Below are 25,724 nucleotides of genomic sequence, written 5' to 3' on the forward strand. Positions count from 1 at the left end.
GCGCAGACTCGACTGCACAAGGACAGGGCCGGTCATGGTGACGCACCATGACCGGCCCTGATCCGTTTCCGGCCTGACTTCCCCCCCACCGCCGCTCCACACCGCCACTCCACACCGCCACGGCCCACGGCCGCCTCTGAAGGACACACCTGCGTGACCGAGATCGAACCCAGCCGCCCTGTAGGTCGCCACGACGCGAGCGCCACCGCGCCACCTCCCCTCCGGAGCCGCCGTCGGGCATGGATCTCCGTGCTGGTCTTCGCGGCCGGCTATGTTGCTGACCAGCTGACCAAGTGGTGGGTGGAGACGACCATGACGGAGGGGCAGGTCACGGATGTCCTGCCCCCGGTGCTGCGCTGGCACTTCATCCGCAATCCCGGCGCCGCCTTCTCCATCGGTGAGGAACACACCTGGGTCTTCACCATCATCCAGGCCGCCGTGGTCGCGTTCGTCGTCGTGCAGCTGTTCCGTGTGCGCTCCAGCCTCTGGGCGGTGGCTTTGGGCGGGCTGCTGGGCGGAGTCCTGGGCAATCTGACCGACCGGCTCATGCGCCCGCCCGGCTTCGGTGTGGGCCACGTTGTGGACTTCATCGCCCTGCCGAACTTCGCCATCTTCAACATCGCCGACTCCCTGATCGTGTGTTCCATGATCGGGATCGTCCTGTTGATGTTCACGGGTCTGCGTCTGGACGGCACTCGCGAGGGAGGCGAGTCCCGCCACACGGACAGCCCCGAGGGCGAGCATGGCTGATTCACCGCAGGCCGGGCGGTCCGTCGTCGTGATACAGGAGGGCGACGCCGGCCGGCGCGTCGATGCGATCGTGGCTGCGGCACTGCACGTGTCGCGGACCAAAGCCGCATCCTGGTGCGCCCGGGGGCTGGTGACCGAGCGGCCGGTGGGCGACCCGGGAGAGGGCCGGACCGTGTCCAAGTCGGCGAAGGCGTCGTCGGGGACGGAGCTGGTGGTCGAGGTGCCCGCCGAGCAAGACCCGTTGGAAGTGAAGGTGGAGACCGTGGAGAACCTGACCATCCTGGCCGACGACCCGGACTACGTCGTCGTCGACAAACCCCCGGGGGTCGCGGCGCATCCGTCTCCGGGCTGGGTGGGGCCGACTGTCGTCGGTGGACTGGCCGGCGCCGGTTACCGGATCTCCACCTCGGGAGCGCCCGAGCGCCAGGGCATCGTGCACCGGCTCGACGTGGGAACCTCCGGGATCATGGTGGTAGCCAAGTCCGAACGCGCCTACACCGCGTTGAAGGACGCCTTCCGTGACCGGACCCCGCACAAGACCTACCACGCGGTGGTGCAGGGACTTCCGGATCCGCTGAACGGCACCATCGACGCGCCCATTGCCCGCCATCCCGGACATGACTGGAAGTTCGCCGTGATCGACGGCGGCCGGGAATCGGTGACGCATTATCAGACCCTGGAGGCCTTCGGCCGGGCGACCCTGGTGGAGGTCCAGCTCGAAACGGGGCGGACCCACCAGATCCGCGTGCACTTTGCGGCGCTGCGCCATCCCTGCGCCGGAGATCTCACCTACGGGGCCGATCCCACGCTGGCCGTCCGGCTCGGGTTGACGCGGCAATGGCTGCACGCCCACCGCCTCGGGTTCGCCCATCCGGTCACGGGAGAGTGGGTGGAGTACGAGAGCCCGTACCCACAGGACCTCGTCTACGCGTTGGGCGTGTTGCGGGGCGAGTAACTAGGCTGGACGACCGGCAGAACGGGCAACAGGGGAGAGCAGCAGATGACGGTCACCACCGGATCAGCACGGGGCGCCACGAAGGACGGTGGCTTCGTCCACCTCCACACCCATACCGAGTACTCCATGCTGGACGGTGCGGCCAAACTCACCGAGCTCTTCGCCGAGACGGATCGACTGGGCATGGAGTCGATCGCGATCACCGACCACGGGTATCTCTTCGGCGCCTTCGACTTCTGGAAGAAGGCCACGGACGCCGGTATCAAGCCGATCATCGGCCTGGAGGCGTACCTCACTCCGGGTCATCAGCACCGTTCGGACAAGACCCGAGTGCGCTGGGGCGAGCAGCATCAGCGCGGCGACGACGTCTCCGGCGGTGGCGCGATCACGCACATGACCCTGTTGTCCAAGAACAACAAGGGCATGCACAACCTCTTCCGGGCCGGGTCCATCGCCTCCCTCGATTCGGTCTACGCCAAGTGGCCGCGCATCGACCGTGAGCTGCTGTCCACCTATTCCGAGGGGCTGATCGGCACCACCGGCTGCCCGTCCGGTGAGATTCAGACGCGGCTCCGTCTCGGGCAGTACAACGAGGCCCGGGAAGCGGCCGCCGAGTTCCGCGACATCTTCGGCAAGGGCAATTTCTATTGCGAACTGATGATGCACGGCTTGGACATCGAGAAGCGGGTCATCAATGATCTGCTCAAGTTGGCCAAGGAGCTGGATCTGCCCCTGGTGGCCTCGAACGACCTGCACTACACCCACGAGCACGATGCCAAGCCCCATGAGGCGCTGCTGGCCATCCAGTCCGGCTCCACGCTGCTCGAGCCGACCTATGACCAGGGCGGTTCCCGGTTCGCCCTGTCCGGCACCGAGTACTACGTGAAGTCTCCCCGGCAGATGCGGGACCTGTTCGCCGAGTTCCCCGAGGCCTGCGACAACACGCTGTTGATCGCCGAGCAGTGCGAGGTCTCCTTCGACACCTCCGCCAACTACATGCCGAAGTTTCCCTGTCCGCCGGGGGAGGACGAGACGAGTTGGCTGACCAAAGAGGTCATCACCGGGCTGAAGTACCGCTACCCCAACGGCGTACCGGATCACGTGCGCAAACAGGCCGACTACGAGCTGGACGTCATCATCTCGATGGGCTTCCCGGGCTACTTCCTGGTGGTGGCCGACTTCATCAACTGGGCCAAGGACCACGGCATCCGCGTGGGACCCGGTCGTGGTTCGGGCGCCGGTTCCATGGTGGCCTACGCGCTGAGAATCACCGAGCTCGACCCCCTGAAGCACGGACTGATCTTCGAGCGGTTCCTGAACCCGGACCGCGTGTCCATGCCGGACTTCGACGTCGACTTCGACGACCGTCGTCGTTCCGAGGTGATTGACTACGTGACCGAGAAGTACGGTGACGAGCGCGTGGCCATGATCGTCACGTACGGCACCATCAAGACCAAGCAGGCGCTCAAGGACTCCGCTCGCGTGATGGGCTTTCCGTTCTCGATGGGCGAGACCCTGACCAAGGCCCTGCCACCGTCGGTGATGGCCAAGGACATCCCGCTGAAGGACATCGAGGACAAGGACTCGAGCCGTTACTCCGAGGCGGGGGAGTTCCGGGAGCTGGTGGCCAGCGATCCGGACGCGGCCAAGGTCTTCGAGACAGCCAAGGGCGTCGAGGGTCTGAAGCGGCAATGGGGCGTGCACGCCGCGGGCGTGATCATGTCCTCCGAGCCGATCATCGACATCATTCCGCTCATGCGGCGCCTGCAGGACGGGCAGGTCATCACGCAGTTCGACTATCCCACGGCGGAGGGACTCGGACTGATCAAGATGGACTTCCTCGGCTTGAGGAACCTGACCATCATCTCGGACGCCATCGAGAACATCCAGGCCAACCAGGGCTTCACCCTGGACCTGGAGACCCTGGGCGTCGACGACCGTGAATCCTATGAACTCCTGGCCCGTGGCGACACCCTCGGTGTCTTCCAGCTCGACGGCGGACCCATGCGCTCCCTGCTGAAGATGATGAAGCCGGACAGCTTCGAGGACATCTCGGCGACCATCGCTCTCTACCGGCCCGGACCCATGGGTGCGAATTCGCACACCAACTATGCGCTGCGCAAGAACGGCCAGCAGGAGATCACGCCGATCCACCCTGAGCTCGAGGAGCCGCTGAAAGAGATCCTCGATACGACCTACGGATTGATCGTGTACCAGGAGCAGGTCATGGCCATCGCTCAGAAGGTGGCCGGATACTCGCTGGGTCAGGCGGACATCCTCCGCCGTGCCATGGGCAAGAAGAAGAAGGCCGAGCTGGACAAGCAGTACGTCGGTTTCCACCAGGGCATGATCGACCACGGCTATTCGGAGGGTGCCGTCAAGGCGCTGTGGGACATTCTGCTCCCGTTCTCCGACTACGCCTTCAACAAGGCCCACTCCGCCGCCTACGGGCTGGTGTCGTACTGGACCGCGTATCTCAAGGCCCACTATCCGGCGGAGTACATGGCTGCCCTGCTGACGTCGGTGGGGGATGACAAAGACAAGATGGCGATGTATCTCAACGAGTGCCGCCACATGGGCATCTCGGTGTTGCCGCCTGACGTCAATGAGTCCACCATCTACTTCACCCCGGTCGGCAAGGACATCCGCTTCGGCATGGGCGCCGTGCGCAACGTGGGCGCCAATGTGGTGGCCGGCATGGTCAAGGCACGGGAGGAGAAGGGGGCGTTCACCTCGTTCCAGGACTTCTTCAAGAAGTCTCCCGTGGTGGTCTGCAACAAGCGCACCGTCGAGTCGCTGATCAAGGCCGGTGCCTTTGACTCCATGGGTTATTCGCGTCGCGCCCTGTTGTCCATCCATGAGGAGGCCGTCGACGCCACGGTGGTGCAGAAGCGCCAAGAGGCCAACAACCAGTTCGACTTCTTCTCGCTCCTCGAGGACGAAGGGGGAGAGGCGGCCGACGCCGGCCTGGGCATCGAGGTGCCGGACATGCCTGAATGGGACAAGAATGACAAGCTGACCTTCGAGCGGGAGATGCTCGGGCTGTACGTCTCCGATCATCCCCTTCAGGGACTGGACGGAGTGCTGGCTCAGCACGCGGACACCTCCGTCACCCACATCCTGTCCGACGACGGCCCGGCGGACGGCGCCTCGGTCACCATTGCCGGGCTCATCACCTCGCTCCAGCGGCGCATCGCCAAGAGTTCGGGCAACGCTTACGCCCGGTGCGAGGTCGAAGATCTCGGCGGCTCGATGGAGGTCATGTTCTTCGGCAAGGCCTATGCGCCGATCGCGACCATGCTGGCCGAGGATCTGGTGGTGGCGATCAAGGGGCGGGTCCAGCGCCGCGACGACGGCTCGGTCACGCTGAGTGCCCAGGAACTGACCATCCCCGATCTCTCCGATGGGCACGCCGGACCGGTGTCCGTGACCATGCCGGCGTTCAAAGCCAACGAGACCGTGGTTTCCGCGCTCGGTGATGTGCTCAAGACCCACCCGGGCACCACGGAGGTCCGCCTCAAGCTCGCGGGCACCCGGACTATGGAGATCATGCAGCTCGGTCCGGACTATCGAATCAGCCCCAATCCCGCGCTCTTCGGCGACCTCAAGGTGCTCCTCGGACCGGCCTGCCTCGAATAACCCGCGGATGCACCCTTCGACCCCACCCTTAGTGGGGGTTGCAGCCCTGGACCACAACATCTGGTAATCACATGGTTGTGATCACGGTCGTTGACCCCTTATGCTGGTGTTGTTCACCGGCGAAGGAAGGGTAGGCATGCACTGTCCCTTTTGTCGTCATGAGGATTCCCGGGTGGTGGACTCCAGGTCCCTCGATGATGGTTCGGCCATTCGCCGCAGACGGCAATGCCAGTCCTGCGGCAAGCGGTTCACCACCATGGAGACCACAGCGTTGACCGTGGTCAAGCGTTCGGGGGTAGCCGAGCCGTTCGACCGTTCCAAGATCATCAACGGTGTGCGCAAGGCCTGCCAGGGGCGGCCGGTGACCAACGACGATCTGGCCATGCTGGCCCAAGAGGTCGAGGAGACGATCCGAGCCACGGGCAACGCCGAGGTGGATGCTCACGAGGTGGGTCTGGCCATCCTGGACCCGCTGCGCAGACTCGACCAGATCGCCTATCTCCGATTCGCGTCGGTCTACCAGGGGTTCGACTCGCTGGACGACTTCGCCCGGGCCATCGAGGACCTGCGGACGTCCAGCACCACCAGGTCGGACGCCGCCAGAGCCTTGCAACCCAGGCTCTTCACCCGCTGACGGCGGACAGCCCCTCAGGGGCATCGAGACTGCCGGTGGTGGCTCCGGAGGGGAAGCCGGAGCCACCACCGGCCACCATCCATCAGGCCGATGTGTCCGGTGCGTCCTCAGCTGCCAGAGCCTGACGCGCCAGTTCCTGATCCGCCGCCTTGCGAGCAGAGTCGAGCACGTTCTGCCGCGTCTGGGTGTGGGCCAGCGCATCCGTGGCCCACAACGCGGCTCCCACAATGCCGGCGTTATTCCTCAACGCGGCCGGGATGATCGGCGCGCGTAACCGGAGCAAGGGCAGATAGTCCTCGGGACGTTTGGAGATTCCGCCGCCGACGATGAACAGGTCCGGATGGAAGATGCTCTCCACGTAGGAGAAGTACCGCTGAAGCCGCTCGGCGTAGGCGGGCCAGTCCAGGCCGTCTCGTTCCCGAGCGGCGGCCGACGCGCGGCGTTCGGCCACCTCGCCGTCCAGTTCGATGGTGCCGAGCTCCAGGTTCGGAATGAGCTCCCCGTCCCGGAACAGTCCCGCGCCGATGCCCGTACCCAGCGTGATCACCAGAACCGTGCCCTGGACGCCCCGTCCGGCGCCGAACCGAACCTCGGCGAGCCCGGCGGCGTCGGCGTCGTTCACGGTGGTGACCGGACGCCCCAGATGTTCCGAGAACAGCGCGTCCACATCGGTCCCGATCCAGGCATCGTCGATGTTCGTGGCCGTCCGGCAGATGCCGTTCTGGACCACCGCGGGGAAGTCCACTCCCACCGGCAGGTTCGACGGCGGGGCATCCGGCCGACGGTCCAGCTCCGCGGTGATGCGGGCCAGGACGTCCGCCACCGTCTCGGGGACGGCCGGCTGCGGCGTGGGGATGCGATACCTCTCGCCGACCAGTTGGCCCGTTCCGGGGCCCTCGCCGAGCTGGACGATTCCGCCCTTCATGCCCGTGCCGCCGATGTCGATGCCGAGGGCGGTGTGTTGGCCAGTGGCCGGATCAGTGGTCCTGGTCGCCATGCTGTGCTCCATCTCTGTGCGGCCGGTGAGTGGCCTGTTCCGGTGAGGGCCCAACCTCAGGGCAGGGTGAGGATGTCTGCGCCGTCGTCGGTCACCACGAGGGTGTGCTCGAACTGGGCCGTGCGCTTGCGGTCCCGGGTGACCACGGTCCAGCCGTCCTCCCACTGGTCCCACTGAATGGTGCCGAGGGTGATCATCGGTTCAATGGTGAAGACCATGCCGGGGACCATGAGGGTGTTGTGCGCGGGAGCGGCATCGTAGTGGGGGATGACGAGCCCGGAGTGGAACTCGAGCCCGACCCCGTGACCGATGAAGTCGCGGACCACGCCATAGCCGAACCGCTTGGCATAGGACTCGATCGAGCGTCCGATGACGTTGATCTCGCGGCCGGGCTTCACCGCGCGGATACCGCGCATCATGGCCTCGTGGGTGCGCTCGACCAACAGCCGGGACTCCTCGTCCACCGTGCCCACGAGGAAGGTCATGTTGTGGTCACCGTGGTGGCCGTCCAGGTAGGCGGTGATGTCCAGGTTGATGATGTCCCCGTCCTCCAAGACCGTGTCGTCCGGGATGCCGTGGCAGATCACCTCGTTGATCGAGGTGCAGATCGACTTGGGGAACTCGCGGTAGCCCAGGCAGGAGGGGTAGGCGCCGTGACTGATGAGGAACTCGTGGGCCACCCGGTCCAATTGTGCGGTGGTCACGCCGGGCGCGATGTGCTGTGCCGTCTCCTGCATGGCTTGAGCCGCGATCCGGCCGGCGGCACGAATCTTCGCGATGCCCTCGGCGTCGTAGACATCCGAGGCCTGGCCTTCGTTGGCCGTCTTCTGGCCGACGTACTCGGGTCGTTCGATGCCAGCCGGGACGGGCAGTGAGGGACCCACGACGCCCGGCGTCAACCTGCCCACCGGGGCCACCGAGCCCGGCTCTCCGGGTCGCGGGCCGCCGGACACCGGCGCATTGTGGCTGTTGTCGGAAGCAGTGGTCTCCGGAGAAGAGGTGTGGCTCGGGGCGGTCGCGTGAGGGACTGAAGACATGGTCCGATCCTATCGCCGCGCATCGCCTCGGCGGGCCGCCCAGGTGCGGGCCCTCACGTTAGTCTGGAGAGATGAGCGAATACTGGTACAACGTGGTCAGCAAGCAGGTTGAGGAAGGCCCGCAGTCGGATTGGTCCAAACTGCTCGGACCGTATTCGTCCCGTGCCGAGGCCGAACAGGCGATGAGTCAGGTTCAGGCCAACAATGAGCGGTGGGACGAAGGCGACGACGAGGACTCGTCCTGGGACAACAACCCCGGTAACGACGCCCGCTAAGGTGCCGGCTAGGCGTCGAAGCCGTGCTCGGCGGCCGGAAAGCTGCCGTCGAGCACGTCCTGTCGGTAGGCCGAGACCGCCTCGCGCACCACGGTGTGCAGATCGGCGTACTGCTTGACGAAGCGCGCCATCTTTCCGCTGCGCAGCCCGAGCATGTCCTGCCAGACGAGCACCTGACCGGTCGTGCCGGCCCCGGCTCCGATGCCCACCGTCGGCACGTGCAGCGCCTCATCGACCTTCCGCGCGATCTCGGAGGGGACCATCTCCATCAGAACGGCGAAGGCACCGGCGTCCTGCAGCGTCGTGGCCTCGCGGATCATCTCGGCTGCGGCATCGTCGCCGCGCCCTTGGACCCGGTACCCGCCGAGCACATTCTCTGACTGCGGAGTGAAACCGATGTGCGCCATGACCGGAACGCCGGCGTCGGTCATCATCCGGATGTGGTCCGCATAGCGGACGCTGCCCTCCATTTTCACGGCGTGCACCCCGGCCTCCTTGACCAGGCGGATCGCGCTTTCGGTGGCCTGTTGGGGCGAGAGCTCGTAGGAGCCGAACGGCAGATCGCACAGGACCATGGCACGCCGGGTTCCCCGGACGACTGAGCCGGCGAAGACGATCATCTCGTCCATCGTGATCGGCAGGGTCGTGGCGTGGCCCATCATGGTGCTCGCCGCGGAGTCGCCGACGAGGATCGTCTCCAGTCCGGCGTCGTCGAAGATCTGTGCCATCTGGAAGTCATAAGCGGTCAGCATGGCGAAGCGGCGGCCCTCGTCCTTGGCCCGCTGCAGGTGGACGGTGCGATAGCGGGACGGCGTGGGGGCAGCGGACGGTGCGGTGTCATTCTCGGCCATGGCGGCAGTCTAGCGGCCGGTCATCCGGCCAGGATCGTCTGCGCCGGCACTAGAGCACCACTACAGTAGACCCATCGCCACGATCCGACAGGAGGCCGCCAGACACGATGGATCGCCAACAGGAGTTTGTGCTCAGGACCATTGAGGACCGGGACGTGCGTTTCGTCCGCCTGTGGTTCACCGACGTCACCGGCACGCTGAAATCAGTCGCGCTGGCCCCGGCGGAAGTCGAGGGGGCCTTCGCGGAGGGCCTCGGCTTCGACGGATCTTCGATCGACGGGTATACCCGCATCTTTGAGTCCGACATGCTGCTGCAGCCGGACCCGTCGACCTTCCAGATCCTGCCGTGGCGTGGTGAGAAGGAGCCGACCTCACGGATGTTCTGCGACGTGCTCACCCCCGACGGCGAGCCCTCCGCCGCGGACCCACGCCAGGTCCTGCGTCGGCAGCTGTCCAAGGCCGCGGAGATGGGCTTCACCTTCTACACCCACCCGGAGATCGAGTTCTACCTGCTCCAGTCCAAGGAGGTCGGGCCGGACGGTCAGCCCGTGCCCGTGGATCAGGCAGGCTATTTCGACCACGAGCCCGGGGGAGTCGCCACAGACTTCCGGCGGTACGCCGTGAACATGCTGGAGGCCATCGGCATCTCCGTGGAGTTCAGCCACCACGAGTCGGGTCCGGGTCAGAATGAGATCGACCTGCGGTATGCCGACGCCCTCCAGACGGCGGACAACATCATGACGTTCCGCACGGTCATCAAGGAGGTGGCCCAACTGCAGGGCCACCACGCCACGTTCATGCCCAAACCGTTCGGCGCCCATGCCGGCTCCGGAATGCACACCCACTTCTCGCTGTTCGAGGGCGACTCCAACGCCTTCTTCGAGCCCAGCGCCGAGTTTCACCTCTCGACCACGGGGCGCCGGTTCATCGCCGGGCTGCTGCATCACAGCGTGGAGATCACCGCGATCACCAACCAGTTCGTCAACTCCTACAAGCGGCTCTGGGGCGGGGGAGAGGCCCCGTCGTACGTGTCCTGGGGCCACAACAACCGGTCTGCTCTGGTTCGCGTTCCGCTGTACAAGCCGGACAAGGCCGGCTCGGCCCGAGTGGAGTACCGCGGCATCGACGCCTCGGCGAATCCGTACCTGACCTACGCGGTGCTGTTGGCCGCCGGGCTCAAGGGCATCGAGGAGGAGTACGAGCTGCCGGACGCCGCCGCCGAGGACATCAGTGCCCTGACCACCACGGAGCGCCGCGCGCTCGGGCACCACTCGCTTCCGGGAACCCTGCATGACGCGTTGCGCGTGATGGAGGAGTCCGAGTTCGTGGCCGAAGTGCTCGGCGAGCAGGTCTTCGAGAACTTCTTGCGGAACAAGCGGCAGGAATGGGACGAATACCGGGTCGAGGTCACGCCGTACGAGCTGCAGCGCAACCTCGGCATCCTCTGAGGGGTGCCCATGGGCACGTCGGCGGCGCAGGACGGCGGTCTGGGCCGGAAGCTCCTGGTCAGTACCGGATTCACCGAGTTGGACCGCGCCCGGGACCTGCTCGGGTCTCCGGAGCTGGCCGACATCGACCGCGAGGAGCTCCTCCGGGTGCTCGCTCAGGCCCCGGATCCCGACCAGGCCCTGATCCTGCTGATCCGCCTGTTGGAGCGCGCCCCTGAGGTGTCCCAGGTGTTCGGGCGGCCGGAGTTGTCTCTGGCCTTGGCGCGGTTGCTGGGTGCCTCTGAGTCCCTCGGGGAGTTCCTCATCCAGCATCCCTCCCAGGTGGATCTGATCACCGCTCCGGACCGCGCTGCGGACACGGCGCTGGTGCTGGGCCCGGAGGGGCTGGACACCGATCACACGTCGCTGCGGAGCCTGTTCCTGCACGCGGTGGGAGCCGACCCGGCCCAGGACGACCCGGTGGCCACTCTCCACGGACACGAGGCCGCGGTGGCGCTGCGCGTGGCGTATCGTCGGCAGCTTACGGCCGTCGCCCTGCGGGACCTGACCGCTGATGATCCCCGCGAGGTCGAACCGCAGGTGTCCGGATGGCTCGCGGACCTGGCCGGCGCCGCGATCGAGGCCGGTCTGGCCGCGTCCCGGGCGGACGCCGTCGGGCAATTCGGTGATGACGCCCACGGCGTCTCCCTGGCCGTGATCGGCATGGGCAAATGCGGCGCCCGCGAGCTGAACTACATCTCCGACGTCGACGTCATCTTCGCTCACCGCTCATCGCTGCAGGATGAGCACCGGGCGGCCACGATCGCGACCGCGCTGGCCGCCGGCCTCTCGAAGTACGTGACGGCGGCGGCACCGGAGAGGGGACTGTGGGAGATCGACGCCAACCTGCGTCCGGAGGGCAAGGACGGGGCCCTGTCCCGCACCGTGGAGTCCCACGCCGAGTACTACCGGCGCTGGGCCCACACCTGGGAGTTCCAGGCACTGCTCAAGGCCCGTCCCATTGCCGGGAACCCGGGCCTGGGTCAGGAGTATCTGGACGCCATCTGGCCACTGGTGTGGACGAGTTCCGAGCGCACCGGGTTCGTCGCCTCCGTGCAGGCCATGCGACGCCGGGTCCTGGACAACATCGCCCATCAGCACCGGGACCGAGAGATCAAGCTGGGGGCCGGCGGACTGCGGGACGTCGAGTTCACGGTGCAGCTGCTGCAGTTGGTGCACGGCAAGACCGAGGAGTCCGTGCGGGTCCGGAACACCTTGGAGGCCATTGAGGCCCTGGAGCGCAGTTGCTACATCGGACGCAGGGACGCCCAGTCCTTCGCGGCGGCCTACCGGTATCTGCGATTGCTCGAGCACCGGGTCCAGCTCGTCCACCTGCGCCGAACCCACCTGATGCCGGACAAGCCGCGCGCTCTGCGGGTGCTCGCCCGAGCGTCCAAGGGGCCGGGTGGGAAAGGTCCCAGCGACGCGAAGGGCCTGACCACTCAGTGGAAGACGACGCGCAAGGAGGTCCGCTCGCTGCATGAGAAGATCTTCTACCGGCCGCTGCTGTCGACCACGGCCGCGTTGTCCGCGGATGAGGCTCGTCTGGGCCCGGACGCGGTGCGGCAACGTCTGGCAGCACTGGGTTACCTGGACCCGGCGGGGGCCTTGCGCCACATCGAGGCGCTGACCGCGGGGGTGTCGCGCCGTGCGGCATTGCAGCGCCAGTTGCTTCCGGTCATGCTCGGCTGGCTGGCCAACGGACCGAACCCCGACGGCGGCCTGCTGGGATTCCGGCGGCTGTCCGAGTCCTTGGGGTCCTCACCCTGGTTCCTCGGCATGCTGCGTGATTCCTCGGCGGCCGCCGAGCGGTTGTGCCAGATCCTGTCCCTCTCCTCCTACATCAGTGACATGTTGGAGCATCTCCCCGAGGCCGCGGCCTGGCTGGGCCGGGACAGTGAACTGCAGCCGATGCCCTTCGAAGCGCAATGGCAAGAGATCCAGGCGAAAATGTCTCGCCATCCGGATGCGGGTGAGGCGATGCGTCAGATCCGGCTCATCCGGCAACGCGAGATCCTGCGCACCGCCATCGCAGATGCGGCAGGGTTGCAGGATCAGGACGCCGTGGGACGGGCCCTCTCCGACGCCGACGGGGCGGCCGTGCTCGGGGCACTCCACGTGGCCGAGAAATCCCTGTTCCACGGTCTGGAGCGGGAGCCGGGCCGGGAGGGCGGCGTGGACGAGACGGATGAGCCGGATGAGCCGGCCGAGCTCACCGATCTGCTGGTGGTCGCCATGGGTCGACAGGGAGGGCGAGAGATCGGCTACGGATCGGACCTGGACGTCTTGTTCGTCCACCAGCCGAGGCCGGGCGCGGATCCGGACGCGGCTCAGCGTCAGGCGGTCGAACTGTCCCGGCGGGTGAGCTCTCTGCTGAGCAGGCCGTGCACGCCGCCGGTCCTGGGCGAGCGGCCGCTGGTCGTGGACGCCGCCTTGCGACCTGAGGGGAAGAAGGGACCACTCGCTCGATCGTTGGACTCCTATCGGGAGTATTTCCGGCGGTGGGCGGAGATCTGGGAGGTTCAGGCGCTGCTGCGCGCTCGTCCCATCGCCGGTAGCGCCGAGTTGGCCGAGGCGTTCACCTCGTGGGCGGATTCGGTCCGGTACAGAGAGGATCCCGGTCCGGCAGCCCTGCGCGAGATCCGTCGGATCAAGGCCAGAGTGGAGTCGGAGCGGCTGCCGCGCGGGGCCGATCCCGCGCGGCACCTGAAGCTGGGCCGCGGCGGTCTGTCCGACGTCGAATGGCTCGTCCAGACGCTGCAGCTCCAACATGCCGCCACCGTTCCCGCCCTCCGGACCACGGCGACGATGGAGGCCCTGGACGCGCTGGAACGTGCAGGCCTGCTGCCGGAGGACGATGCGGAGGTGTTGCGCGTGGCCTGGCGACTGGCGTCACGGGTCCGAGCCGGCAACATCGTCTGGTCGGGCAAGCCTTCGGACACGCTGCCGGTGAAGCGGCAGGATCTGGAGGCCATCGCCCTGTGGTGCGGTTATGAGCTCGGTCAGGCCACCCAGTTGGAGGAGGACTATCTCCGGGCGACCCGGCATGCGCGGCAGGTGTTCGAGAAGCACTTTTACGGAGAATAACTCTGGCAGAGCCTCTAGCCCAGCGGCGCGAAGGCGCTGCGGGAGGCGGTGAAGCCAGTGCCGAGGCCCGTGCAGGTGACGCCCTCTTCGGACGACTGGCACGTGACGTCCTGGAACTGGACCTGCTCACCGTACTGCAGCACTGCGGGGTCCTGGCGGAAGAAGATCCCTTCGCGGCTGCAGCCGGTGTGAACGGTCCCATCAGCCTGCAGCGCCACCAGAGGGCCGTTGGCCTCGGGATCGTCACAGTCCGGGAGGTTCTCGACGAGGGAGTGCGCCTGGCAGCCGGCCGCGTACCCGAATCCGGCCGACCGCTCGGCATGAATGGCACAGTTCAGGTTGCCCGTCGGCGACGCGAACGCCACCGGCCCGCCAGCGCCTTTCTGAAACCGTTCAGGATCCACGGATTCGTAGGCGGTGTCACTCGCAGACGGCGCCGACGCCGACGGGTCGGCTGATTCCGAGGCGTCTGCAGAAACTGATGCCTCCATACCACCGGACTCGGCGGACGAGGCAGAGGAACCGGTGGCACCGGAAGAGCCCGAAGAACCGGGGAGGCCGGAGCATCCGGCGAGGCCCAGCAGCACGGCGACTGCGAGAGGGATGGTGATGGCGAGCGAGGCAAGAGGCTGACGAGACATACTCGGACTCTCCCAGGTGACCTGGGTCGATGCAAACGGGAGGCAATGCCGGGCCAACGCCGGATCGACCGCAGAATCGCTGCGTCAGCGGTTGATGACGTGCTCTCCGAGCAGCTCGAGTGTGCGGTGCCGGGCCGCCAGATCCGGCGCCGTGTTCGTGATGATCAACTCATCGGCGTTGACGCGCTCCCGGAACTCATCCAAGTACGCCCTCACAGTCTCGATGGTGCCGACCGCGGTGTACTTCATCATGGACAGCACCTGCTCGCCGGCCGGTGAGTGCATCAGTGAGGTGACATCGTCCTCGGAGAGGTCCCGTCCGCGACCGAGCATCTGCCGGATCCGATGACGTTGCGCCAGCTCCAGTTGGGCGTGGGCCTCGTCCTCGGTGTCGGCGGCGATGACGTTGGCGGCAGCGATGAAATACGGCTCGGCGAGGTCCTCGGAGGGTTCGAACTTCTCACGGTAGATCCGTGCCGCGTGCTCGAGCATCTGCGGGGCGAAGTGGGAGGCGAAGGAGTAGCTCAAGCCCAAGGCGGCGGCGAGCTGGGCTCCGTACTCGGACGAGCCCAGGATGAACAGTGGCACGTCGGTTCCGGTGCCGGGGTGGGCCTCCACTCCCGGGATGAGCGATTGGCCCTTCAGGTAGCCCTGGAGCTCCTTGATGTCTCGAGGGAACGTGTCAGCGGCGGAGGGCTCTCGGCGCAGGGCCATCATGGTGCGCTGATCCGTGCCCGGGGCTCGGCCCAGACCCAGATCGATGCGTCCAGGATGGATCTCGGCGAGCGTGCCGAACTGTTCGGCGATGATCAGCGGCGAGTGATTGGGCAGCATGACGCCGCCGGACCCCAGGCGGATACGGTCCGTGTGGGCCGCCACGTGGGCGATGAACACCGAGGTGGCCGAAGAGGCGATCGAGGGGAAGTTGTGGTGCTCGGCGAACCAGATGCGCCGGAAGCCTTGTTCCTCGGCCTTCTGCGCGAGCTCAACGCTGGCTGCAACGGCGTCCGGGATGGCCTGCCCGGGTTGGACGATGGCCAGATCAAGAATAGACAGCGGGTAGCTCACAAGGCGCCTTTCACAACGGGATTTTCCGTGGGGTACAGCCCTCGTCAGCCCCGGATTATTCCCTGCTCACAGCCCGACGGCGGCACCCCGGTGACCGTGAAAGGTCGGTGGGGTGCCGCCGTCGTGGGTGGTGCTGTGGCGCGGTGAGGAGGATTACACGCCGTAGTACAGCTCGAACTCGTAGGGGTTCGGGCGCAGAGACAGCGGGAAGATCTCGGTCTCGCGCTTGTAGTCGATCCAGGCCTCGATGACGTCCTCGGTGAAGACGTCTCCGGCGAGCAGGAACTCGTGGTCGTCCTCGAGCGCCCGCAGCGCCTCTTCCAGGGAGGCCGGGGCCTTCTGAATGCTGGCGGCCTCCTCGGCCGGCAGCTCGTACAGGTCCTTGTCGATCGGCTCGGCCGGCTCGATGCGGTTGCGGATGCCGTCGAGTCCGGCCATCAGCTGGGCGGCGAAGGCCAGGTACGGGTTGCCCGAGGGGTCCGGGGCACGGAACTCCAGGCGCTTGGCCTTGGGGTTCGAACCGGTGATCGGGATGCGGATGGCCGCCGAGCGGTTGCCCTGCGAGTACACCATGTTGACCGGTGCCTCATAGCCCTTCACGAGTCGGCGGTAGGAGTTCACCGTCGGGTTGGTGAAGGCCAGCACCGCCGAAGCGTGCTTCAGCAGGCCACCGATGTACCAGCGGGCGGTGTCCGAGAGGTTGGCGTAGCCCTTCTCGTCATAGAACAGCGGCTGTCCGCCGTTCCAAAGCGACTGGTGGCAGTGCATGCCGGAACCGTTGTCTCCGAAGACCGGCTTGGGCATGAAGGTCGCCGTCTTGCCGAAGGCGTCCGCGGTGTTCTTCACCACGTACTTGAACTTCAACAGGTCGTCGGCAGCGTGCGTCAGCGTGTTGAAGCGGTAGTTGATCTCGGCCTGGCCGGGAGCGCCGACCTCGTGGTGGGAGCGCTCCACCTCCAGTCCGACCTCGTCCAGGGCGACGCAGATGGCGTCACGCAGGTCAGCCTGCTTGTCGACGGGGGAGACGGGGAAGTAGCCGCCCTTGACACCGGTCTTGTGGGAGAGGTTCCCGCCCTCATCCTTGCGGCCGGAGTTCCACCAGGCCTCATCGGAGTCGACGGAGTAGAAGCTCCCGTTCGGCGAGGACTGGTAGCGCACATCCTCGAAGACGAAGAATTCGGCCTCGGGGGCGAAGTTGGCGGTGTCGGCAATGCCGGTCGACGCGAGGTACTGCTCCGCTCGCTGAGCCACGCCGCGCGGGTCGCGGTGGTAGGGCTCTCCGGTGCGCGGATTGACGATGGAGAAGTTCATCGCCAGGGTCTTCTCGACGCGGAACGGGTCCACGAATGCCGTGGCCACATCCGGGATCAGCTGCATGTCCGACTCGGCGATGCCCTGGAACCCACGGATGGAGGACCCGTCGAAGAGCTGTCCGTTGTCGAAGAAGTCCTTGTCCACCGCCTTGGCCGGCAAGTTGAAGTGCTGCTGGACGCCTGGCAGGTCGGTGAATCGAACGTCAACGAAGACGACGTCCTCGTCCTGAATGAACTGCAGGACTTCCTGGGCGGATTTGAACATCTGGTGTGCTCCTCAGGGATCGGTTAGTGGCTTCACTTTATCCGGGCGCCGTAAAACAATCGTGTCTAGTGTGTTTCCGGCGTGTAACGTGCCCCCTGTTGAGGCCCGATGCGGCGGGCGCCGATACAGTGGAGCGGTGTCACCTTCCGAACAGAACCGCTCACCCGCGGACAACGGCAGCTCCGGCCAGTGGCCCGGGGAACGACTCGGATTGGCCCGGCAGGGGCCGGCGTCGTTGGCGGGGTGGGGTCGACGCATCCTGGCGTTGGTCATCGACTGGTTTCTCGCCGTGATGATCTCCACGCTCTGGTTCCACGGGCACCCGATGGCGACCTTGGGGATCTTCGCCGCGATGCACGTGCTGTTCTTGAGCCTGCTGGGCACCACCCTCGGCAAACGACTGGCCGGGATTCAGGTCGTCCGAGTCGGTGGCGCCATGACGGGTCCGTGGAAGGCGATCGTGCGCACCGTCCTGTTGTGCGTGGTGGTTCCGCCCCTGCTGATCGACCGCGATGGCCGGGGACTGCACGACCGGCTGGCGGGCACGGTCGAGATCCGGATGTAGCCGAGCCTGACTGCTCTGACCTTCTGAGGCGGTCGACTACCGGCCGCGCATCGCCTTGCGGTCGGGCCGGGCGCGATACGGGTCGACGCCCTTGGGCACCGGCATCTTGGTGGACCCCAGGGCGCTCAGGCGCTTGTCCACGGCCTGGACTTCCTGCTTGGTGAGCCTCTTCTTCATCCGCTTGAGCGTTTTGGACAGGTCATGCAACTCGACCTGATCCTTGCCGTGGCCGGTGGCGATGACCTGGATGGGGACATTGGGCAAGAAGCGCTGCATGTTGCGGCGTTCCTTCTCCACCAGCGGACGGACTCGGTTGGTCGGACCCTCGGAAATGAGGACGACACCGGGTCGGCCGACGGCACGGAAGACGGCGTCCTGCGTCTTCGGGCTCACGGCGACCGGCTGCTCGGGCACGATCCACCCGCGGCGCAGGGTCGACAGGGCCGCACCGGCGGCACCGGGCCGTCCGTCGATCCGGGCGAACGCGGCTCGCTCGGCCATCCGGTTCATGATGACCACGGCCGCCAGCACGCCGAACGGCAGCGCGATGAGCAGCCACGTGATCCAGTTGTTCAGCAGGAGCCCGACGACGAGGCCGATGGCCAGGACACCGACGAACGCCAGCAGCATCCACCACACGACTTTCGGATCGTGGGCGCGGGTCATGGAGAAGACCTCGCGAAGCTGCTTGAAGACGCCGGGCTTCTTGTTGGCCTTCTTGCCGGCCTTGACTCCGGCCTTGTTCTCCTTGGCCCGCAGTTTCTCCTGCTGGCGGCGTTCGCGTTGGGCAGCCTTGACGGCTTTCAGGCTTTCGCGCGTGGACGGGGAGGAGGATGCTGCGGAATCAGTGCTCTTGGCCATAGTGGCCTCAGTCTACCGGGCCGCGAGCAGAGTGGATGCCTCCTGCCGGGTGGAGCCCGACTCCTCGATATGGGACAGGTTCTCCGGCATCGACCGGCCCAGCTTCCGCATGGCCGTGGCGTAGAGGCGACCGGCGCGGTAGGAGGACCGGACCAGCGGACCGGCCATGACCCCGGAGAATCCGATCTCCTCGGCGCGCTCGGACCAGTGGACGAATTCCTCCGGCTTCACCCACCGGTCGATCGGGTGGTGCAGTTTGGAGGGCCGGACGTACTGGGTCACGGTGATGATGTCGCAGCCGGCCTCGTGCAGATCCACCAGTGCCTGGTCGATCTCCTCCGGCTCCTCGCCCATGCCGAGGATGAGGTTGGACTTGGTGATCAGGCCGTCCGCCTTGGCCATGGTCAACACCCGCAGTGACTTCTCATAGGTGAAGGCCGGGCGAATGGAGCGGAAGATCCGCGGCACCGTCTCGAGATTGTGGGCGAAAACCTCAGGACGAGCGTCGAAGACGACCTGGACGAGTTTCGGATCCGCGCCGAAGTCCGGGGGCAGAATCTCCACACCAGTGTGCGGATTGAGTTCGTGCACCTTGCGGATCGTCTCCGCGTACAGCCAGGCCGCACCATCCTTCTGGTCATCGCGGGCCACCCCGGTGACCGTGGTGTAGCGCAGGTTCATCTCCCGGATGTTCTCGGCCACGCGACGGGGCTCGTCGAGATCCAGTGCCGTCGGACGGCCGGTGGCGATGTCACAGAAATCGCAACGGCGCGTGCAGACGTCCCCGCCGATGAGGAAGGTGGCCTCGCGATCCTCCCAGCATTCGAAGATGTTCGGACACCCCGCCTCTTCACACACGGTGTGCAGACCGGAGGATTTGACCTTGTTCTTGAGGTCGACGAACTCGGGCCCGATCTCCACCTTCGCCTTGATCCAATCGGGCTTGCGCTCCACGGGGACCTCGGCGTTGCGGGCCTCGATGCGCAGGAGTCGGCGGCCTTCGGGGGATGCGCTCACAGCGTGCTTCCTTCCAGATGGGGAGTCGTCGATGGGGTGTCCTCGGTCGGGGACACCAGAGCGACGTGACCGGGCGCCAGGGCGGTGAAGTGCCCCTGGACCGCGCTCAAAACGTCGTTCGGGGAGACGGTGCGGCCGGTTTCGGCCGAGATGGTGGTCGAGCCGGCGTCGGTGATGCCGCAGGCGATGATGTGGTCATAGGGCTCGAGGGAGTTGTTGCAGTTCAGCGCGAAGCCGTGCATGGAGACGCCCTGGTGGACGCGGAGTCCAATGGCGGCGATCTTGCGATCGGGCAGCGGCTTGCCGTGGTCGTCCGTCCCGCCCGTGATCCACACCCCGGAGCGGCCGTCCACGCGTTCACCGACGAGGCCGTAGTCGGCGAGGGTGCGGATCAGGACCTCCTCGAGAAACCAGACGTAGGCCTTCACTGCGGCCGGATCGGCCAGTCTGACCACGGGGTATCCGACCAATTGTCCGGGTCCGTGCCAGGTGAGTTTGCCGCCGCGGTCCACCGCGACGACGTTCGAGCCGTCGTCGGGCAGATCCTCCGGCTCGGTTCGTTTACCGGCCGTATAGACGGCGGTGTGTTCGAGCAGAAGGATGGCGCCCGGGGACGAGCCGGCGACGACCTCGGCATGCAGGCGTCGTTGCAGATCCCATGCTTCCTGATAGTCGACGGTGTCCGGAGAAAGCCCCAGGACGTGGAATGACGGAAGAGTCGTCGCGGGCATGGGTCCACTCTAGACCCGCGTGGTCGAGCTGTGGATAACGCCTGCGCCGTCGGCGCGCGACGGGCACGATGGATGACGAAAGATGTCGCGCAGGAGTGAGGAACCGATGGACACGGCAGAAACGGTCCCGCAGGTGCCGGGGTGGAGCGTGGTGCGCGAACTGGGCCGGGGCGCCAGCTCGACGGTCTGGCTGGTGGCCACAGCCGACGGCGCGGAAGCGGCGTTGAAGATCCCGCACCACGAGGTGGATTCCCCCACGGAACTGCTCGACGTTGAGCTGAAGGCCTTGGGGGAACTCACCCACGACCATGTGGTGCGTCCTCTGGGTGTGGTGGCCACGGACCGTGGTCCGGGGCTGCTCAGCGACTATCACGCCGGAGGATCGCTCGGCTCGCTGCTTCAGGCTGCCGGGCCGTTGCCCCTCGGACAGGTCGTCACGGTGCTGGTGCCCCTCGCTCAGGCTCTGCAAGCGCTGCACGAACACGGAGTCGTCCACGGGGACCTGTCTCCCGGCAACATCCTGTTCACGGTCCAGGGTCGCCCGGCCGTGTCTGACCTGGGGTCCTCGCGGTTGTTGGGTGGTCCCGGCCAACGCACCGGAACGCCGGGGTTCGCCGCTCCAGAACTCGACGGTCGCTCGCCGGCAGCCGATGTCTTTGGTGATAGCGGTGGTGCATCGGCCGGACCGGAGGTGCTGGGGAGGCCGGGGGAGGCGGAGCGGCCCGTGGACGGGCTTCAACCGGCGGCAGATCTGTATTCCCTGGCGGCGGTCGCCTGGTTCGCCCTGACCGGTCGTGCCCCGGCTCGAACCTCCTCGAGGGCGCCTCTGCCGCTGATCGTGCCGGATATTCCTCTGGAGGTGGTGCGGCTGCTGGAGGCGGGACTCTCCGAGGATCCCCGAGAGCGGCCCACGGCGGAGCAGTTCGCAGTGGCGTGCTACCGCTGGTCGGAGCCGGAACCCGTGGACCTGTACCCGGCGGCTACCCGTGAGGTGGCCAGGGAATTGCCGACTCGGCGACCACCTCCCGTCGGGGACCGGCGGAACAGGCGTCACCTGCCGCGCCTCCGCCTACCACGGATGCCACGGATGCAGTGGATGCCCCGGATGTCCCGGATGCCACGGTTACGTTCTGTGGTGCTTGCCGGAGTGCTGGCACTGGCGATTGCGGGGGCAGTCAGTTTGTGGCTGTTCGGCCGAGGAACGCCGATTCCGGTATCAGAGCCAGCCCCCTCGGCCTCGGCTCCCTCAGTCTCGACCCCGTCGTCCTCAGTCTCGACCTCGTCATCGTCGGGATCGGCAGAATCCCTCCCCGGGCCGGGACTGTCCTCACCGAAATCCACGAAAGAGCCGGAGGACGAGACCCCGGTGGTCGAGGACCCCGTGGTCGAGGCGGTGAAGACCCTCGGACCCGCACGCGCCCACGCTCTGACCACGGTGGACCGGCAACGGCTGGGGGAGTACACCGTTCCGAATTCTCCGGCCTTCGCCGACGACCTGGTGTTGCTGGAGAAGCTCGAATCCTCCGGCCTCCATTACGAGGCCCTCGAGTTCCGGACGGCCGTGGTCGGTGACGTGGAGCATTCCGGCCCGGCGACCGCCACGGTCCCTGTCGAGCTGACCATCAGTCCGTACCGCACGGTGTCCGAAGACGAGGGAACCGTGGGGGAAACGACCTCGCCCACCGTCGAACGGCTCACTCTGGAGATGCGCCGCGGCGAGGATGGTTGGCGAGTGCACACCATTGTCGCCGCGGCGCCGGCCTCCACGGCGGAGGCCGGCTCAGAGGATCAGGAGTAGTCCTGCCACAACACGGCGACGAGGATATTGATCAGCCCCAAACCGCCGACGGCGTGCGCCAGCCCCGTCGAGACCGGCTCGCCCTTGTTCTCCTTGCGACGACCCAACAGAGCCGCGAGGAAGACGCTCAGGCCGATCACCAGTTTCACGGTGATCTTGAGGTAGTTGACTTCTGCGGAGTTACTTATCTCCAGGACACCGACCAGCAGCAACCCGGAGAGCGCCATACCGATGGCGCCCCACCACTGGGACGGGGTGACCGTCGGGTTCTTGAAGTGCGCCAACCAGCCGCCCACGATCGCCGCCGCGGAGACGATGTGGACGGCCAGCAGGATGGCGTTGAGAACCGTCACGCGTTACAGCCCCAGTTCGTGCGCGAACTCGCCGTCTTCCAGTCGCGCCTTGACCGTCTGCAGGAAACGGCCGGCGTCGGCGCCGTCCACCAGGCGGTGGTCGTACGTCAGGCTCAGGTACATCATGTGGCGGACGGCGATGGCGTCTTGGCCGTCCTGATCGGTCACGACCATGGGCCGCTTCACGATGCTGCCCGTGCCCAGGATGCCCACGTTCGGCTGGTTGATGATGGGGGTGTCGAACAGGGCGCCGACGGAGCCGATATTGGTGATGGAGAACGTTCCACCGGAGAGCTCATCGGGAGAGATCTTGTTGTTCCGCGTCCGCTCGGCGAGATCGGCGATCTTCCCGGCGATGCCGGAGAGGTTCAGCGAGCCGGCGTCGGCGATGACGGGAACGAAGAGACCCTTCTCCGTGTCCACGGCGATCGCGATGTCCTCGGAATCGTGGTAAGTGATCTCTGAGGTCTCCGCATTGAACTCGGCGTTCAGCTTCGGGTGCTGCTTCAGTGCCTCGGCCACGGCCAGAGTGATGAAGGGCAGGTAGGTCAGCTTCACGCCGTTGTTCTGCTGGAAGGAGTTCTTGGCCTGCCCGCGCAGAGCGACGATGCGGGTCATGTCCACCTCGTGGACCTGCGTCAGCTGGGCCGAGACGTCCAGCGACTCGCGCATCCGCTTGGCAATGGTCTGCCGGATCCGGGGAGCCTTCTCCGTGGTGCCACGCTTGGCCGGATCCACGGTGCTGGCCGGCGCCGCGCTGGCTGATGTGGCACGAGCCGGTGCACCGGCGCCAGTGGAGGGCGCCTGGCCGCCGGCCGGAGCGGCAGTCTCGGGCTGCTGCGCCTTGGCGGCCTCCGCGGCAACCAACACGTCCTGCTTGCGGATACGGCCACCGACGCCGGTGCCCGCCACCGTGGACAGGTCCACGTTGTTCTGCTGCGCCAAACGGCGCACGAGCGGGGTCACATAGCCTTCGCCCGGGGCGGCTGCCTGCTCGGTGGGCTGCTCGGTTGCGGCAGGCTGCTCCTCGGTGGCGGGCTTCTCCTCGGCGGGCGCAGCCTCCGGCTCGGGCTGCTCTGCTGCGGCAGGCTCTTCAGCCGCGGGAGCAGGTGCCGCCTCCGGCTCCGACTTCTCCTCGGCAGCCGGCTCTGCGGCCGGAGCTTCCTGCTCCGGTGCGGGCTCGCTGGCGCCTCCGGCACCCACGGCTCCGGATCCCACCAGGGCCAACAAGGCGCCGACCTCGGCGGTCTCGTCTTCCTGGACCTTGATCTCGAGCAGCTTGCCCGCCACCGGCGACGGGATCTCGGTGTCCACCTTGTCCGTGGAAACCTCGAGGAGAGGCTCGTCCACCTCGACGTCGTCACCGATCTCCTTGAGCCACCGAGTGACGGTGCCTTCAGTCACTGATTCACCCAGCGCGGGCAGAGTCACCTCGGAGGCGTCGCCTGCGCCTCGTTCCTCCACGTCTTCGGCGGCCACCTGCTCGGAGGAGAGCTCCTGACCGGGCGTGTCACCGTCGGCGTCGTCGGCGGGCGCTTCTTCGGCCGGAGTCTCGTCGGCGGGGGTCTCTTCGGCCGGAGCGTCGTCGGCGGGGGTCTCTTCAGCGGACTCCTCTGCGGCAGCGGGTGCGGAATCGGAGGAGTCGCCCCCGGAACCGGAGCCGATGCGGGCCAGCGGGGCGTCGACCTCGATGGTCTCGTCCTCCTGGACCAGGATCTCCTCGAGCACACCGGCCACCGGAGAGGGAATCTCGGTGTCGACCTTGTCGGTGGAGACCTCGACCAGCGGCTCGTCGACGGCGACCTCGTCCCCGACCTCCTTCAGCCAGCGAGTGATGGTGCCTTCGGTCACGGATTCGCCGAGGGCCGGCAGGTTCACGGTTTCAGACATGTCGTCCCGTTTCTCCTCAAGTGCGTGCCGGCTGCCCGCCGGCCTGACGTGTGTTGGTGGCCGGACCCGGAGGGCCGACCGGTTGGTGGTCTGGGTTCTCGGGCGGTCAGCCGTGCAATGGGTGGCCGTTGAGTGCCATGGCGGCTTCTCCCATGGCCTCGTTCTGGGTGGGGTGAGCGTGGACGAAGGCCGCCACGTCCTCGGGGTAGGCCTCCCAATTGACGATCAACTGGGACTCACCGATCTGCTCGCTGATGCGCTTGCCGATGCCGTGGACTCCGACGATCGGGCCATTCTTCTGGCGGACCATCTTGATGATGCCGCCGGTGCCCAGAATGGACGACTTGCCGTTGCCGGCCAGATTGTAGGTGGTGGTCTCGATGGCGCCGTCGCCGAAGTGCTCCTTGGCCTTCGCCTCGGAGTAGCCCACCGACATGATCTCCGGGTCGGTGAAGGTGACCTTGGGGATATTCACGTCCTCGACGATGAGCGGATGGTTCCCGGCGATCTCCTCCGCCACGAAGTGGCCCTGCTGGTAACCCCGATGGGCCAACTGCACACCCGGGACGATGTCGCCGATGGCGTAGATGTTGCCGACGCCGGTGTGCAGGCGCTCGTTGGTGATCACGAAACCGCGGTCCAGCGTGATGCCCTGTTCCTCGTAACCCAGGCCCTGGGTGACCGGGCCGCGCCCGACGGCGACCAGGCAGACCTCAGCGGTGAACTCCTTGCCGTCGGCCAGGGTGACCTTGACGCCGTCGTCGGTCTCCTCCACCTTCTCGAAGAACGTGCCGAGGTTGGTCTTGATCTTCTTCTTCTTGAACTCGCGCTCCAGGACCTTGATGATGTCCGGATCCTCGTTCGGCACCAGGTGATCCAGGCCCTCGATGATGGTCACGTCCACACCGAAGGAGTTCCACGCGGAGGCGAACTCGGAGCCGATGACCCCGCCGCCGAGGATGATGGCCGACTTCGGGGTGTAGTCCAGCTCGAGAGCTTCGGTGGAGGTCATGATCCTGCCGCCGATGGGCAGGCCGAACGTCTTCGCTTCCGAGCCCGAGGCCAGGATGATGTTCTTGCCGGTGTAGCGCGTGCCACCGACCTCGATCTGGTTCTGGGAGACGAGCTTGCCCTCGCCCTCGATGACCTGGATCTTGCGCATCTTCAACAACCCGGTGAGGCCCTTGTACTTGCCGGCCACGATGCCGTCCTTGTAGGACTTCACCGCCGACATGTCGATGGACTCCAGCGTGGTGTTCACGCCGTAGGTGGCGGCGTTCCGCGCGTCATCGGCGAGCTCTGCGGCGTGCAGGTACGCCTTCGTGGGAATGCAGCCCCAGTGCAGGCAGGTGCCCCCGAGTTTGGCCCTCTCGACGAGCCCGACGCTCAACCCGTATTGGACGGACCGCAGAGCGGCAGCGTAACCGGCGGAGCCTCCGCCGAGGATGAGTACGTCGAATTCCTGGGCGGTTGCCTCTTCGGCCACGATGATGCTCCTCACAATCGGGCA

At 66.5% G+C, this 25,724-nt stretch carries 21 protein-coding genes; 9 read left to right on the forward strand and 12 right to left on the reverse strand.

The window, feature by feature from the left end; translation table 11 throughout:
• Nucleotides 1-153 precede the first annotated feature (153 nt).
• The 4 genes from lspA (at nucleotide 154) to nrdR (ending at nucleotide 5,978) form a co-directional block, all read left to right on the forward strand.
• Nucleotides 154-750 carry a signal peptidase II gene (lspA, locus tag ACFQQD_RS07540; protein WP_378087920.1) on the forward strand — a complete coding sequence of 199 codons (597 nt, stop codon included), beginning with the start codon at nucleotides 154-156 and terminating at the stop codon, nucleotides 748-750.
• Nucleotides 743-1,705, forward strand: coding sequence for an RluA family pseudouridine synthase (locus ACFQQD_RS07545; RefSeq protein ID WP_378087923.1), 963 nt, complete (start codon nucleotides 743-745; stop codon nucleotides 1,703-1,705). Before lspA ends, ACFQQD_RS07545 begins: the two co-directional genes overlap by 8 nt.
• A 45-nt stretch (nucleotides 1,706-1,750) precedes the next feature.
• Nucleotides 1,751-5,344, forward strand: a complete 3,594-nt coding sequence (gene dnaE / locus ACFQQD_RS07550; protein ID WP_378087925.1) for a DNA polymerase III subunit alpha — start codon at nucleotides 1,751-1,753, stop codon at nucleotides 5,342-5,344.
• Nucleotides 5,345-5,480: 136 nt separating this feature from the next.
• Nucleotides 5,481-5,978, forward strand: coding sequence for a transcriptional regulator NrdR (gene nrdR, locus ACFQQD_RS07555; RefSeq protein ID WP_378087927.1), 498 nt, complete (start codon nucleotides 5,481-5,483; stop codon nucleotides 5,976-5,978).
• Between the two features lie 82 nt (nucleotides 5,979-6,060).
• Here nrdR and ppgK read toward each other — a convergent pair whose 3' ends face one another.
• Together ppgK and map are read right to left on the reverse strand one after the other, a co-directional pair.
• On the reverse strand, nucleotides 6,061-6,975 hold the full coding sequence (gene ppgK / locus ACFQQD_RS07560; protein WP_378087929.1) for a polyphosphate--glucose phosphotransferase: 915 nt from the start codon (nucleotides 6,973-6,975) through the stop codon (nucleotides 6,061-6,063).
• Between the two features lie 56 nt (nucleotides 6,976-7,031).
• On the reverse strand, nucleotides 7,032-8,012 hold the full coding sequence (gene map, locus ACFQQD_RS07565) for a type I methionyl aminopeptidase (RefSeq protein WP_378087931.1): 981 nt from the start codon (nucleotides 8,010-8,012) through the stop codon (nucleotides 7,032-7,034).
• Between the two features lie 71 nt (nucleotides 8,013-8,083).
• Here map and ACFQQD_RS07570 point away from each other — a divergent pair, with 71 nt between their 5' ends.
• Complete coding sequence (locus tag ACFQQD_RS07570) at nucleotides 8,084-8,287, forward strand: SPOR domain-containing protein (RefSeq protein ID WP_378087933.1); 204 nt, start codon at nucleotides 8,084-8,086, stop codon at nucleotides 8,285-8,287.
• A gap of 8 nt (nucleotides 8,288-8,295) precedes the next feature.
• On the opposite strand, the gene panB is transcribed toward ACFQQD_RS07570, so the two are convergent.
• Nucleotides 8,296-9,138 carry a 3-methyl-2-oxobutanoate hydroxymethyltransferase gene (gene panB / locus ACFQQD_RS07575; protein WP_378087935.1) on the reverse strand — a complete coding sequence of 281 codons (843 nt, stop codon included), beginning with the start codon at nucleotides 9,136-9,138 and terminating at the stop codon, nucleotides 8,296-8,298.
• A 107-nt stretch (nucleotides 9,139-9,245) separates the two neighbouring features.
• On the opposite strand from panB, the gene glnA (ACFQQD_RS07580) reads away from it, so the two are divergent.
• Together glnA (ACFQQD_RS07580) and ACFQQD_RS07585 are read left to right on the forward strand one after the other, a co-directional pair.
• Entirely contained in the window at nucleotides 9,246-10,586 is a 1,341-nt protein-coding gene (gene glnA, locus ACFQQD_RS07580; RefSeq protein WP_378087938.1) for a type I glutamate--ammonia ligase, read from the forward strand.
• A gap of 9 nt (nucleotides 10,587-10,595) precedes the next feature.
• Nucleotides 10,596-13,712, forward strand: a complete 3,117-nt coding sequence (locus ACFQQD_RS07585; protein WP_378087940.1) for a bifunctional [glutamine synthetase] adenylyltransferase/[glutamine synthetase]-adenylyl-L-tyrosine phosphorylase — start codon at nucleotides 10,596-10,598, stop codon at nucleotides 13,710-13,712.
• A 14-nt stretch (nucleotides 13,713-13,726) separates the two neighbouring features.
• On the opposite strand, the gene ACFQQD_RS07590 is transcribed toward ACFQQD_RS07585, so the two are convergent.
• From ACFQQD_RS07590 to glnA (ACFQQD_RS07600), 3 genes are all read right to left on the reverse strand, one after another.
• Nucleotides 13,727-14,353, reverse strand: a complete 627-nt coding sequence (locus ACFQQD_RS07590) for a hypothetical protein (protein WP_378087942.1) — start codon at nucleotides 14,351-14,353, stop codon at nucleotides 13,727-13,729.
• An 84-nt stretch (nucleotides 14,354-14,437) separates the two neighbouring features.
• Nucleotides 14,438-15,421, reverse strand: coding sequence for an LLM class flavin-dependent oxidoreductase (locus ACFQQD_RS07595; protein WP_378087944.1), 984 nt, complete (start codon nucleotides 15,419-15,421; stop codon nucleotides 14,438-14,440).
• Between the two features lie 153 nt (nucleotides 15,422-15,574).
• Nucleotides 15,575-16,999, reverse strand: a complete 1,425-nt coding sequence (gene glnA, locus ACFQQD_RS07600; protein WP_378087946.1) for a type I glutamate--ammonia ligase — start codon at nucleotides 16,997-16,999, stop codon at nucleotides 15,575-15,577.
• A gap of 136 nt (nucleotides 17,000-17,135) precedes the next feature.
• Here glnA (ACFQQD_RS07600) and ACFQQD_RS07605 point away from each other — a divergent pair, with 136 nt between their 5' ends.
• Nucleotides 17,136-17,564: an RDD family protein gene (locus ACFQQD_RS07605; protein ID WP_378087948.1), complete on the forward strand. Its 429-nt coding sequence runs from the start codon at nucleotides 17,136-17,138 to the stop codon at nucleotides 17,562-17,564.
• Between the two features lie 36 nt (nucleotides 17,565-17,600).
• On the opposite strand, the gene ACFQQD_RS07610 is transcribed toward ACFQQD_RS07605, so the two are convergent.
• Genes ACFQQD_RS07610 through lipB form a run of 3 tightly spaced genes read right to left on the reverse strand, consistent with a single transcriptional unit; the run spans nucleotide 17,601 to nucleotide 20,173 of the window.
• Nucleotides 17,601-18,425 (reverse strand): DUF4191 domain-containing protein, encoded by an 825-nt coding sequence (locus tag ACFQQD_RS07610; RefSeq protein ID WP_378087950.1) that lies wholly within the window; start codon nucleotides 18,423-18,425, stop codon nucleotides 17,601-17,603.
• 12 nt (nucleotides 18,426-18,437) lie between these two features.
• A complete protein-coding gene (gene lipA, locus ACFQQD_RS07615; RefSeq protein WP_378087952.1) occupies nucleotides 18,438-19,442 on the reverse strand; it encodes a lipoyl synthase in 1,005 nt (334 codons plus the stop codon).
• Complete coding sequence (gene lipB, locus ACFQQD_RS07620) at nucleotides 19,439-20,173, reverse strand: lipoyl(octanoyl) transferase LipB (RefSeq protein WP_378087954.1); 735 nt, start codon at nucleotides 20,171-20,173, stop codon at nucleotides 19,439-19,441. Before lipB ends, lipA begins: the two co-directional genes overlap by 4 nt.
• A 106-nt stretch (nucleotides 20,174-20,279) precedes the next feature.
• On the opposite strand from lipB, the gene ACFQQD_RS07625 reads away from it, so the two are divergent.
• Nucleotides 20,280-21,971 (forward strand): serine/threonine-protein kinase, encoded by a 1,692-nt coding sequence (locus tag ACFQQD_RS07625; protein ID WP_378087956.1) that lies wholly within the window; start codon nucleotides 20,280-20,282, stop codon nucleotides 21,969-21,971.
• On the opposite strand, the gene ACFQQD_RS07630 is transcribed toward ACFQQD_RS07625, so the two are convergent.
• The 3 genes from ACFQQD_RS07630 to lpdA form a co-directional block, all read right to left on the reverse strand.
• Nucleotides 21,962-22,324: a hypothetical protein gene (locus tag ACFQQD_RS07630; protein ID WP_378087958.1), complete on the reverse strand. Its 363-nt coding sequence runs from the start codon at nucleotides 22,322-22,324 to the stop codon at nucleotides 21,962-21,964. The two genes, ACFQQD_RS07625 and ACFQQD_RS07630, sit on opposite strands and share 10 nt — an antisense overlap.
• A gap of 3 nt (nucleotides 22,325-22,327) precedes the next feature.
• Nucleotides 22,328-24,214 carry a 2-oxoglutarate dehydrogenase, E2 component, dihydrolipoamide succinyltransferase gene (gene sucB, locus ACFQQD_RS07635; RefSeq protein ID WP_378087960.1) on the reverse strand — a complete coding sequence of 629 codons (1,887 nt, stop codon included), beginning with the start codon at nucleotides 24,212-24,214 and terminating at the stop codon, nucleotides 22,328-22,330.
• A 106-nt stretch (nucleotides 24,215-24,320) separates the two neighbouring features.
• Nucleotides 24,321-25,700: a dihydrolipoyl dehydrogenase gene (gene lpdA / locus ACFQQD_RS07640; protein ID WP_378087962.1), complete on the reverse strand. Its 1,380-nt coding sequence runs from the start codon at nucleotides 25,698-25,700 to the stop codon at nucleotides 24,321-24,323.
• Between the last annotated feature and the right edge of the window lie 24 nt (nucleotides 25,701-25,724).

The sequence above is a fragment of the Citricoccus sp. GCM10030269 genome (genome assembly GCF_042665635.1).
Classification (GTDB): Bacteria; Actinomycetota; Actinomycetes; order Actinomycetales; family Micrococcaceae; genus Citricoccus.